The 11,983-nt window shown below is 65.4% G+C and carries 11 protein-coding genes; 2 read left to right on the forward strand and 9 right to left on the reverse strand.

The genetic code is table 11. The features are described from left to right. A partial coding sequence (locus tag P0R31_RS08090) for an OmpA family protein (protein ID WP_275513621.1) occupies positions 1 to 1,628 on the forward strand: 1,628 nt, incomplete at its 5' end. Positions 1,629 to 1,678: 50 nt separating this feature from the next. Here the strand turns inward: P0R31_RS08090 and P0R31_RS08095 are convergent. After that, positions 1,679 to 2,635 carry a homocysteine S-methyltransferase family protein gene (locus tag P0R31_RS08095; protein WP_275513622.1) on the reverse strand — a complete coding sequence of 319 codons (957 nt, stop codon included), beginning with the start codon at positions 2,633 to 2,635 and terminating at the stop codon, positions 1,679 to 1,681. Between the two features lie 232 nt (positions 2,636 to 2,867). Here P0R31_RS08095 and P0R31_RS08100 point away from each other — a divergent pair, with 232 nt between their 5' ends. Continuing rightward, positions 2,868 to 3,488: a TetR/AcrR family transcriptional regulator gene (locus P0R31_RS08100; protein WP_275513623.1), complete on the forward strand. Its 621-nt coding sequence runs from the start codon at positions 2,868 to 2,870 to the stop codon at positions 3,486 to 3,488. A 90-nt stretch (positions 3,489 to 3,578) separates the two neighbouring features. On the opposite strand, the gene P0R31_RS08105 is transcribed toward P0R31_RS08100, so the two are convergent. The 8 genes from P0R31_RS08105 to P0R31_RS08140 form a co-directional block, all read right to left on the reverse strand. Continuing rightward, complete coding sequence (locus P0R31_RS08105) at positions 3,579 to 5,336, reverse strand: alkaline phosphatase (RefSeq protein ID WP_275513624.1); 1,758 nt, start codon at positions 5,334 to 5,336, stop codon at positions 3,579 to 3,581. 114 nt (positions 5,337 to 5,450) lie between these two features. Continuing rightward, positions 5,451 to 6,788, reverse strand: a complete 1,338-nt coding sequence (gene argG, locus P0R31_RS08110; protein WP_275513625.1) for an argininosuccinate synthase — start codon at positions 6,786 to 6,788, stop codon at positions 5,451 to 5,453. Positions 6,789 to 6,880: 92 nt separating this feature from the next. Next, positions 6,881 to 7,657 (reverse strand): phosphatase PAP2 family protein, encoded by a 777-nt coding sequence (locus P0R31_RS08115; RefSeq protein WP_275513626.1) that lies wholly within the window; start codon positions 7,655 to 7,657, stop codon positions 6,881 to 6,883. Positions 7,658 to 7,789: 132 nt separating this feature from the next. After that, entirely contained in the window at positions 7,790 to 8,284 is a 495-nt protein-coding gene (locus P0R31_RS08120) for a hypothetical protein (RefSeq protein WP_275513627.1), read from the reverse strand. A 1-nt stretch (position 8,285) separates the two neighbouring features. After that, a complete protein-coding gene (locus P0R31_RS08125; protein WP_275513628.1) occupies positions 8,286 to 8,741 on the reverse strand; it encodes a hypothetical protein in 456 nt (151 codons plus the stop codon). Between the two features lie 41 nt (positions 8,742 to 8,782). Beyond that, the gene (gene rlmN, locus P0R31_RS08130) at positions 8,783 to 9,985 is read right to left on the reverse strand and encodes a 23S rRNA (adenine(2503)-C(2))-methyltransferase RlmN (protein ID WP_275513629.1); all 1,203 of its coding nucleotides are present in this window, start codon (positions 9,983 to 9,985) and stop codon (positions 8,783 to 8,785) included. Positions 9,986 to 10,153: 168 nt separating this feature from the next. Then, positions 10,154 to 10,822 (reverse strand): invasion associated locus B family protein, encoded by a 669-nt coding sequence (locus P0R31_RS08135; protein ID WP_275513630.1) that lies wholly within the window; start codon positions 10,820 to 10,822, stop codon positions 10,154 to 10,156. Between the two features lie 116 nt (positions 10,823 to 10,938). Continuing rightward, positions 10,939 to 11,778, reverse strand: a complete 840-nt coding sequence (locus P0R31_RS08140) for an SDR family oxidoreductase (RefSeq protein ID WP_275513631.1) — start codon at positions 11,776 to 11,778, stop codon at positions 10,939 to 10,941. Between the last annotated feature and the right edge of the window lie 205 nt (positions 11,779 to 11,983).

The raw sequence follows: 11,983 nt of genomic DNA on the forward strand, positions 1-11,983 counted from the left end.
CTCCTGCAGCGGCTCCGCCGGCCCGGCCAACTCCTGCGCCTGCGCCTGCGCCGACGGCAACACCGCCTGCTCCGACAGCCGCGCCCCCGGCCCGCCCCGGCGCGCCGGCTCCAACGGCGACACCAACACCGACGACGACACCTGCGCCAACCGCAACGACGGCTCCCGGCAGCACGCCCGGCGCACCGCCGGCTGGTCGCCCCGGTGCACCTCCGCCCGGCGTACGTCCTGGCGCGCCGCCGCCCCCGGCGGGATCACCCGCACCCGGCGCCACGCCCGCTCCAACGGCAACGCCCGCTCCAACGGCAACGCCCGCGCCCGGCAGCACGCCGCCGCCGCCCGGACGTCCGGGGTCGGCAACGCCCGCGCCAGGCGCAACCCCGGCCCCGACGGCGACGCCAGCCCCGGGACAGCAGGGTGGAACGCCTCCTGCCGGCGCGCCCGCCGCCGGGACTCCGGCTGCGCCGCCGCAGGCTGGTGCGCCGGCCCGGCCCCCGGCACCTCCCGCCGGCGCCGCGGCTCCGACCGTGGTGCCCGGCACGCCTGCCGCAGCGCCGCCGCCCGACCGGGCACAATACAGACCGCCGACGGTTGCGCCGGCTTTCCGGGCCGCGCCGACAGTCGCAGCGCCCTTGCCGCCGCCGCCGCGTCCGCAGCAGCGTGACCTGACGCCGCTCGCGATCGGCGCGGGCGTGGTGGCGGGCGCCGTGATCGGCGCCACCATCGCCGATCTCCATAGCCAGCGGCGCGAGGTCGTCGAAGGCGGCCGCACCGTCTACACCGAGCCGGACCGCATCATCATCCGCGATCCGGGCGGACAGGCCTATGTCCGCGGCAACGATCTCTATCGCTTCCGCTATGGCGCCCGTGACATCCGCACCGACACCGTCGGCGGCGAAACCCGCACCGTCGTGATCCGCCCCGATGGCAGCGAGGTGATCACCGTGGTCGGGCCGGACGGCTCGCTGCTGCGTCGTATCCGCCGGGACCCGCGCGGACGCGAGATCGTGATCATCGACAACACCTACCGCGATCCGCGGGCAGTCGGCGGCTTCTACGTCGACGTGCCGCCGCCGGTGGTCAGCATTCCCTATGATCGCTACATCGTCGACGCCCAGGAGGCCTCGCCGCAGGTGATCTACGAGACGATGCGGGCTCCGCCGGTGCAGCGGATCGATCGGCGCTACTCGCTCGACGAGATCCGCTACAGCCCGAATGTTCGCATGCAGATGCCGAGCATCGACGTCAACACGATCAACTTCGAGACGGGATCGTGGACCATTCCGCCGGACCAGGCGGCGCGGCTGCAAGTGATCGCCGACGGCATCAACCAGGCGCTCCAGGCCAACCCGCAGGAGGTGTTCCTGATCGAGGGTCACACCGATGCGGTCGGCAACGAGGTCGACAATCTGTCGCTGTCCGACCGCCGCGCACAGGCCGCAGCCGAATTGCTGACGCAGCAATTCAATGTGCCCGCGGAGAACCTGACGTCGCAGGGTTATGGCGAGCAATATCTGAAGGAGCAGACGCAAGGCTCGAGCCTGATCAACCGGCGGGTCACCGTCCGCCGCATCACGCCGTTGCTCAACGGCGGCCAGGCCAATGCGGCGCCTCCGCCGCGCCAGTAAGTCCTTCGCAAGAAGACAATGGCCGGGAGCGATCCCGGCCATTTTTCTTGTCACGCCGTCATTGCTTCCGACGGCAGACATGCCTCACAAACCGCGGCAACATGCCGGTGATCGGTGCCGCAACAGCCGCCGAGAATGCGCATGCCGGGGAATGCGCGCCTGAGCAAATGGTAGCGGCGGCCGAGATCTGCGGGATCACCACTGTCTAGCGCCTCCGATTCGTCGAGCTCGGCGTGGCTCTTGGCCGATGCATTGGCTCTGATGCCGTGGATGCGCTGAACCCACGCCTCGCCTGCGGCGAGAGCACTCTCGAAGTGAGTTGGGTGCGCGCAATTGATCAGGAAGTATTCGCAGGCACGTTCAGTTGCGTCGTCGACCGCCTCGATCGCCTCGCGCAGCGACTCTCCCCGGACGAGGCGACCATCGGTTTCGACCGTGAAAGAGATCGCGACCGGAATGTCCTGCCTCTTGGCTGCACGGACCACGCCCACGGCTTCGTTGATGCTGTTCAGCGTGAATGCAGTCACCATGTCGGCGCCGGCGTCGGCGAAGGCCGCGATCTGGCCCGAGTGGTAGGCTTCCGCCTCCGCCGCGTCCATGTTGCCGGCCTTGTAGCCGTCGCCTCGCGGACCGATCGCGCCGTTGATGACGAAAGGCATGCCGGGCAACTCCCAGGCGCCGCGCAATTCGTCGAGGAAGCGGATGGCGCGCATGTTGATGGCCGCGAGCCTGGCCGCATCATAGCCGAGCTTGGCGCCCCAATCAGGGTTGGCGCGCCAGGTCGGACTGTCGAGGACAAAGCCGAGCCCATGCTGCCGCGCGACGCGCAGATAGGCCTCGTAGTACTGCCTCAAATGCGCGCGGCCATCCGCGCTGTCGAGCAGCACGAATGCCGCAAAATGGGGCAGCTCCAGCCCGTGCTGAAAGATAAGAGTTGTTTCCATGCCGCCGTCGGTCAGGAAAATGCCGCCGCCGCGCTGCGGCAGACCATGTCTGTATCTGGCCATCGATCGCTCCATCATGTGGACGGGCCCGCTCCCATCACTCGGTCGCGCCAGGCCCGTGTTCGGTCGCGGCATTTGGTGCCGCATAATGTCGCGTCGCTCTAGAAGGCGCGTAGTGCGGCTGAACTTCCGCCCGCAAGCTGAGACAAATCAAAGATTTGCACGAGTCACGCGGAGAGGCGCTTGGCCCTGAGGGGCCAATTTCCGCACCTTCGGTACAGTTCTGGAGACATCGATGGGAAAGGGCGAAGCGACGCGCGAGCGCATTCTCGAGATCGCGGAAGCGGCGGTGCTGGCAAAGGGCTTCGGCGCCACCTCGATCGAGGAGGTCATTGCCGAGGCCGGACTGACCAAGAGCGGCTTCTTCTATCACTTCAGGGACAAGAACGCGCTCGCACGGGAGATGCTGCGCCGCTACGTGGATACGAATGATCGCCTGTTCGACGAGATCTTCAGGCGCGGACGCGAGCTCTCCGACGACCCGCTGCAGTCGTTCCTGATCTCGCTGAAACTGCTCGCCGAAGTCATGGCCGATCTGCCGAACGGCCATCCCGGCTGCCTGATCGCCAGCATCTGCTACCAGGAGCGCTTATTCGACCGCGATGTTCGCGATCTGACTGCGCAATCGGTCCGGAGCTGGAATGCGCACTTCCGCGAGATTCTCGACGGCATCGCCGCGGTCCATCCGCCCCGCGAGCCGATCGACCTCGACGATCTCGCGGAGATGATCTCGTGCGTGGTCGACGGCGCAATCATCATGTCCAAGACGCTCAACGACCCGAAGCGGCTGGAGCGGCAGATCATGCTCTTCCGCAGCTGCGTGAAGCTGGTCTTCACGCCGCCTCACGCGTCGTGAGATTCACAGAACGTGAGCGAACCAGGGCGGCCGCCCTGCCGTGCTCGCCCGCGGCAGGAGCTGTGCCGAGGTCGGCAATCCAACCTTCCATCATTGTCGCGCAGCCAATCCCAGCGCATCGGCCATGACACGGAACACTTCGGTGTTGTCCATCGAGCCATACACGCGCTCGCTCCCCGGGCCCGTCGCCGTGACAATGACGTCCTCGCCCGAATGCACGCTGGCGCCGACCAGCGACGACAGATTTCCGGGGCGCAGCACCGCGCCCGGGACCTCCTTGTATTTGTCGTTGGCCTTGAAGGTACCGTCGTCGCCAGCCTTGACGGTCGGCTCGTTGGGGTTGTCGAGCTTCGGACGGAACGTCTCGTAGTGATCTGGCAGGCTCGCCGAGAAGATGGCAAGCCGCCGGCTCACGTCGACTCGTGACGGATACCCCTCCGCATCCGGCGCGGGATAGTTGGGAAATCCAGCCTGATCATAGACCCCGACGCGCTCGCGCAAGGGCACGTTGGGCGTCGTGCCCATGTCGTCATTCACCGTGCCGACGAGGCTGTTGGGATGGTTGTGATCGGCCAGCACCAGGATCAGGGTGTCGTCACCGCGTGCGCGCGCCCATTCGCGCGTCTGACGCACCGCGTTGTCGAGCATGATCGTGTCGTAGACGGCGCGTTCCATGTCGAGCAAATGCGCGTATTTGTCGATCATTCCGGATTCGACCATCAGGAAGAAACCGCTCTCGTTCTTCGAGAGGATTTTCAACGCCGCCTGCACCTGCTCGGTCAGATCAGGCTGCTCGGGGAATTTCTTGACGCCGCCGCCCTTGAGGAATTTGCGATCCAACGCGCCGTCCATGTTGCCGGTCGCGAACAGGCCGAGCAGCTTGCTCGTCTCTTGCTTGGCGGCGGAGGCGCTGAGCTCGCCCGCGGTGGTCGCCACCTGATAGCCGGCATCGCGAAACTTCGCGATATAGTCGGTCTCGTCCTTGCGCTTGGAGCCGGCAGCCGACTTCGGCAAAAAATTCGCGCTGCCGCCACCCATCATCACATCCGGCTTTGCCGCGAAGAACTGATCGACGATGTCGTCATAGGCGGCACGCCGGCGGGTGTGCGCGACCATCGCCGCCGGCGTCGCGTCTTCGATCTCGGTATTGGTGACCACACCGATCGCCATGCCGAGCCGCCTTTTGGCGAGGCTGGTGATGGTTTCGACCTTGGGATCGTCGAGCGGGCTTGCGCTGCGGTCGGCGTAGACGCCGAGGGCATTGACGGCGCTCTTGTGCCCGGTCGCATAGGCGCTGGCCGAGTTCGCGGAATCCGTGATGATCGAGTCCGAGCCGGCAGTTGCCACCAGGGCCATATGGGGCATGTCGTCGATGGCGAGCTTGCCGCGGCTCTTGCCTTCCGAAATACCCTTGGACAGGATTCGCGCGGCGACCCGATGCGCCGGCGACATGCCGTCGCCGATGAACAGGATGACGTTCTTCGCCTTGCGCGGGCCGGTGTCGTAGACCGTCCATGTGACGCTGCGCTGGCGCGTGCCGTCGCTCACGTCCACGTTTATGCTGCCCGGCTTGGTCAGTGTGACGTCGCGCAGGACCAGGGCCGACTGCTCCTTGCCGTCCTCGCGCTCGACGAAGGTTCCGGAGCGGCCGAACGCCGCCGCATAATCCGCGCCGTTCACCGTCACCTTCAACTTGGCGGGATCGACCAGCCCGGGGAGCTCGACCTTGAAGTCGAACTTGGCTCCCGCCAGGATCTCGGCGCGATCGATGGGATAGATCGTCTGCGCCGACGATGATGATGTCCAACAGAGAACAATGAGAGAGGCGAGTGCCGATCCCCTGACCATGTGCGATGCTCCGCAATCCCGTTTCCAACAGTGGAAGCGTAGCGGCCGAGAATGACAGCGTCATTAAGCTCGGAGCCCGGACGGAGCGAAGCGCAATCCGGGCTACGGAAAGCCTCAGCCCTTGTCGCTCTCGAGCCGGAAGATCTGCGAGCCTTCGCTGCCCGACAACAGGCCGGTCTTGGAATAGAGACCGAGCTTGGTGCGGGTGTCGGCGATGTCGAGGTTGCGCATGGTGAGCTGGCCGATGCGGTCGGCCGGCGTGAAGGCGGCGTCCTCCACCTTCTCCATGCTCAGCCGCTCCGGCGCATAGGTAAGGTTGGGGCTCTCGGTGTTGAGGATCGAATAATCGTTGCCGCGGCGCAGCTCGAGCGTGACTTCGCCGGTGACGGCGCGGGCGACCCAGCGCTGCGCGGTCTCGCGCAGCATCAGCGCCTGCGAATCGAACCAGCGGCCCTGATAGAGCAGGCGTCCCAGGCGCATGCCGCTGATGCGGTACTGCTCGATCGTGTCCTCGTTGTGGATGCCGGTGACGAGGCGCTCATAGGCGATGTGCAGCAGCGCCATGCCGGGCGCCTCATAGATGCCGCGGCTCTTGGCCTCGATGATGCGGTTCTCGATCTGGTCGCTCATGCCGAGGCCATGGCGGCCACCGATCGCATTCGCCTCGAGGAACAGCGCGACCGGATCGGAGAAGGTCTGGCCGTTCAGGGCGGTCGGCTGACCTTCCTCGAAACGCACCACGACCTTCTCGGCCTTGACGGCACAATCGTCGCGCCAGAACGGCACGCCCATGATCGGGTTGACGATCTTGATACCGCTGTCGAGGCTCTCGAGATCCTTCGCCTCGTGCGTGGCGCCGAGCAGATTGCTGTCGGTCGAATATGCCTTCTCGGCGCTCATCTTGTAGGCGAAGCCCTGCGCGGTCATGAACGCAGACATCTCGGCGCGGCCGCCGAGCTCGTCGATGAACTGCTGGTCGAGCCAGGGCTTGTAGATCTTCAAGCCGGGATTGGTGAGCAGGCCGTAGCGGTAGAAGCGCTCGATGTCGTTGCCCTTGAAGGTCGAGCCGTCGCCCCAGATGTTGACGCCGTCCTCCTTCATGGCCGCGACCAGCATCGTGCCGGTGACGGCGCGCCCAAGCGGCGTGGTGTTGAAATAGGTGATGCCGCCGGTCGAGATATGGAAGGCGCCGGACTGGATCGCGGCGATGCCCTCGTGGACCAGTTGCGTGCGGCAATCGACCAGGCGCGCGTTCTCGGCGCCGAACTCCAGCGCCTTGCGCGGGATCTCGTTGTAGTCGGCTTCATCCGGCTGGCCGAGATTGGCGGTGTAGGCGTAGCAGCGCGCCCCCTTCTGCTTCATCCAGAGCAGCGCCGCAGACGTGTCGAGGCCGCCCGAAAAAGCGATGCCGACTTTCTCACCCTTGGGCAGGCTTTTCAGGATCGTGGTCATGGGGCTTCCAATCGGGTCTCGAGCTGATGTGGACGGGTGCGTTCGACCGCGCGAATATCAAATTTCGCAGGGCTCGGCACCCCTTTAATGGCTCAAACCGAGGGCTCGGGCCCGGTCTTGCGGCCGAACAGGCGCTGGCGGAGCCGGTAAGCGGGCATGTTCAGCCGGGTCAGGGCGGCATCCACCGCCTCGTCCGAGAACCGCGTCCGCGGCCAGCGGTAGATCAGCGCATAGGCGAACCAGATCACCAAGAAAGTGACAAGGCCGGCGATGGCGACGTCGGTGAAGAAGTGCCCGCCGAAGGCCATGCGCAGTCCGCTGGTGAGGGCGCCGAACACCACGGCGGCGGCATAGGCGAGCGGACGCCACGCCGGCGGCGCCAGCGCGGCCGGCGCCAGCGTCCAGAAGGCCGTCGCGCCCTCGCCGGAGAAGAACGAGCAGTTGCGCGCGCAGCCGCCGCGCGGATCCCACCACGGCACGAATTGCTGGTCGCCGGCAAATTCCGTCACCACCACGGGACGCGGCCGACCCCAATAGGTCTTGAAGGTCAGGTTCGTGAGAATGCCGGCTGACATCGTCAGCGTCACCAGCAGGAAGATGACCGTGCGCCCCCGCACCATCAGCGGCCGGTCGGGCCGGATCATCTTGACCACGAGCGCGACGATGGAGGGAAGGGCGAAGGCCCAGGCGATCCACATCGCCGCATCGCGCGCAAAGCCGGCCCACCCGTTCAGCTTGAGCGGAAACGTCTTGGTCTCCGCGTCGAAGAACAGCGAAGCGAGCTTGAGGTCGAGCTCCGGATAGAGGCCGAAGACGACGCCGATCACGAGCCACAGCGCCAGGGCGATGAAGAGTCCGGTACGGTTCATGGCGCGCGGTTTAGCGGAGTGGGAAGAGGTTGGAAACCCTTGCGACGGTCATTCCGGGATGGCGCGTAAGCGCCAGACCCGGAATTCGAGATTCCGGGTTCGATGCTTCGCATCGCCCCGGAATGACGGAGCCTACCGCGCATCCGGCCTTGAATTCGATGGCAGCGGTGGCGGCGGCTTGCGCGGGGGCGGCGGGATGCGCCAAGCACCGGCGTTGCGACCAGCGATCAACCAGTAGACGACGCCGGCAACGATGCCGGCCCCAGTCATGATTTCGAGATGGCGCCGCACGATGCCCTCGAACTGCAGCGTATCGGCGTGGAAGGGAACAAGGCCGAGATAGCAGGCGAGGCCGACGAGGCCCCCGCCGACGGCATAGGCGATTGCACTGCGGATGTAGAGCGCCTCGGTGATCGCGACGATCACCGCCGCCGGCACCAGTGCAAAGCCCGACACGAAGATGAACCCAAAGCCGAGCAGGATGTCGATCGTGCCCTGATCGACGGGACCGGCGCCGAGATCGGCGAATTCCGGAAACAGCAGCGCGACGACGATGATCATGCCGCCGACGAAACAGGCGGCGAGAAAGCCGATGAAGATGACGACGAGTCGGCCGATCAGGGACATGCTAGTCCCGGGCCAATGCTACAGACCGCACCTTGGAACTCCAGTCGCCGGCACGACAGCCTGCAAGTCGCCAGAACACATATCCCGCAGCCATCCCCGCAACGGTGACAATCAACAATTCGCTAAGATTCAGCCCATGACAAAATGACCTCATTTGTACGAGGTCATACCGCGAGCACATGACGTCCAGCATGAGCGCTCCGAAACCCGCAGCAAGAACATAGAACCACGCACTACGGATTCTGAGCGTCTCCGTCAGAATCAGCGCTACGAGGGTGGGCAGCAGCGCATTCCAACAAAGACCTAGAGTATAGAACGCGACCACCAACAAGTAGACGGCCGGTGGGCTCCAAATCTCGGTCTTGAAGTAATAGTCAAAATTGCTGAAGTCAGAGAGAACTTTCCCGGCCAACAGGATGTGCAGGGCCACAAAATTGCCGGCGACAAATGCCGCCAAGATTGCCGACGCTCGTCGGAGCGACGCCATCGGGAAAACCCTCAATCCGTCATCGCCATGGCGCGCAGCGCCTGGCGCTCGCGCGCCGAGAGCTTTTCAGTTTCCGACTTGAGCTGGCCGCAGGCGGCGAGGATGTCGCGGCCGCGCGGGGTGCGCACCGGCGAGGAATAGCCGGCATTGAAGATGTACTCGGAGAACTTTTCGATCTGGTCCCAGTCGGAGCATTCATAGGCGGTGCCGGGCCAGGGATTGAACGGGATCAGATTGATCTTGGCCGGGATGCCCTTGAGCATCTTCACCAGCAGCTTGGCATCGTCGAGCGAATCGTTGACGCCCTTGAGCATCACATATTCGAACGTGATGCGGCGCGCGTTCGAAGCGCCGGGATAGTCGCGGCAGGCCTGCAACAGCTCCTTGATCGGATATTTGCGGTTGAGCGGCACCAGCTCGTTGCGCAACTCGTCGCGCACCGCGTGCAGCGAGATCGCAAGCATGACGCCGATCTCCTCGCCGGCACGCACGATGTTCGGCACCACGCCCGAGGTCGACAGCGTGATGCGGCGGCGGGAGATGCCGATGCCCTCGTTGTCGCCGACGATCAGAAGCGCATCGCGCACCGCGTCGAAATTGTAGAGCGGCTCGCCCATGCCCATCATCACGATGTTGGTGACGCGCCGCGTGCCGTCCTCGCGATCGGCCCAGTCGTTGAGACGGTCGCGCGCGACCATCACCTGCCCGACGATCTCGCCAGCGGTGAGGTTGCGCACCAGGCGCTGGGTGCCGGTGTGGCAGAAGGCGCAGTTCAGCGTGCAGCCCACCTGCGAGGAAACACAGAGCGTGCCGCGGTCGGTCTCGGGGATGTAGACGCACTCGACTTCATGCGCCTTCTGAACATTGTCGCCGCTCGGCAGGCGCAACAGCCATTTGCGGGTGCCGTCGTTGGAGATCTGCTCGGCCACGACCTCGGGACGGTCGACGGTGAAATGCTGTGCGAGCTCGGCGCGGATGCCCTTCGAGATCGAGCTCATCTCGTCAAAACTCTGGGCGCCGCGGAAATAGGTCCAGTGCCACAGCTGCTGCACCCGCATCTTGCGCTGGGCCGGCGCGACGCCGATCTCGCCGAGCCGATCGGCAAGCTCGGTGCGCGATAGCCCGATCAGCGACGGCTTGGCCGGCGGCACGTAGGTTTCGAGCGGGGTCTTCTCCACCAGGAGGCCGCTGTGCGGCTCGGTCGTCGGTTGCATCGAAATGGACCTAATGGCTTTGGTCGTTCCGGGGCAGCTCGAAGAGCTGAACCCGGAACCTCGAGATTCCGGGTTCGCGCTTCGCGCGCCCCGGAATGACGGAGGAAATCTGGAACGGCCCCTATATAGCAACCGGAACCGCCGATTGCGACTTTATCGGCCGCAGTCTTAACGCCTACAATCCTGCGCGATCTTGTCGAGCGCCTGGGCGAGGCCCTTCAGCGAAAACGTGTCGGTGGTCTCGGTGCCCTTGGCCGAGACGCCCTTGACGACGAGATCGGCGGATTTGCGCATGGCTTCGACCATCCGCTCCTCCTCGGCCGCGTTCTTGATCCAGAGCCCGTCGCCCTGCGTGTACATGGCGAAGGAGGCGCCGCCGACCTCGGCGGTCGATTCCGAGCCAGGCTTCAGTGCATAGCCGATCATGACCGAGACTTCGTTGTTGACCTTCTCGGCCGGCCGGGTCGAGACGAAGGCATAGGCGGGGTCGCGCGGCCGGTTCGGCGGGTTGGTTTTCGACGACGACGGCTTGGCCAGCGCGAAGCAAACCTTCTTGCCGTTGGGCGCCGCCGAATAGGCACCCCAGGTGCCGAACTGGCCGATCAGGGTCGGCTCCGCGCCCCCCGCAACGGCCGCAGCCGGGGCCGCCGGCTTGCTCTCGGGCTTCGGGGCCGCCTTTGCGTTGGTGTTGGCCGGCGGTGCGGCCGGCTTGGGCGTCGCCTCTTTTGGAGCAGAACCGGACTTGGGCGCCGGTTGCGCCGTCTGCGCCCGCGCAGACACAGCGATTCCCCCGGCCGCCACGCCAGTCATCAAAGCTAAAATCAGCACCCGCCACATGCCGCGTTGGTTCCCTCAATATTGTGACTGGAAGATGGCCCGAGTGCGCTTTGTCCCCGGGCAGGGATAGCCGGGAAAGTTCAATTTGGGAAGGCAGTTAGCGGTATCGGCGGCGGCTAGGCCCTGGATCGGGCGGCGCGTTGCGCGGCCCATTGCGCCTCGGTCCAGCCGAGCAAATCCTCGGCGCCGGAACTGCGCAGATGCGCGCCGCCGTCGATCACCACCATCTCGCCATTGATGTAGGCGGCGCGGTCCGAGACCAGGAAGCTGGCGAGATCGGCAAGCTCGCCGTGCTCGCCGGTGCGGCCGAGCGGATTGCGCGCGGTCCAGCCTTCGTCGCGGCCTTCGGGACGAAGCTGCCCGGTGGCCCCTGCGGTCGGAAACGGGCCCGGCGCGATCGCGACGGTGCGGATGCCCTTTGGACCCCACTCCACCGCAAGGCTCCTGGACATCGCCAGCAGTGCGGATTTCGCCATCGCCGAGGGAACGGTGAAGGCGCGGCCGGTGATGGTGGAGGTCGAGAGGATCGACAGCACGACGCCGCGATGGTTGGCCTCGATCCAGCGCCTGCCGGCGGCGAGCGTGCAATACATCGCGCCATGCAGTGTCGGCGCCAGGATCGCGTCCGCGGCGCGGAAGGAAAGATGCTCGCTCTGCGCGATGAAGGTGGCGGCGGCATTGTTGACGAGGATGTCGAGCGGCGCCTCGCGCCAGATCGCATCCATCATGCCGTCAACCGCCGCACCGTCACGGATATCGCAGGCGATGGCGGTGACCTTGCCGCCGGTTTCTTCACGCATCTCGCGCGCCGTCGCCTCGAGCCGGTCGAGCTTGCGGCCGCAGATCACGAGCTCGGCGCCCAGCGCGAGGAAGCGACGCCCCATCGCAGCCCCGAGACCCGAACCACCACCGGTAATGAGGATGCGCTTGTTCTTCAGCAGGCTTGTTTCAAACATCGTTTGAATCCTCCCCTTCTTCTTGTTCGTCATTGCGAGCGCAGCGAAGCAATCGAGACTATTTCCGCGGCACGGATTCTGGATTGCTTCGCTGCGCTCGCAATGACGGGAGGATAGGTCTGTGCATCGCTTTGGGCAAAGAATCCGGATTGTCGCCACGGCCTAAATCCGGCAGAAACGGCCAAACTATAATTCCACCCGAAAC

The sequence above is a fragment of the Bradyrhizobium yuanmingense genome (genome assembly GCF_029167105.1).
In the GTDB taxonomy this organism is placed as follows: Bacteria; Pseudomonadota; Alphaproteobacteria; order Rhizobiales; family Xanthobacteraceae; genus Bradyrhizobium; species Bradyrhizobium yuanmingense_A.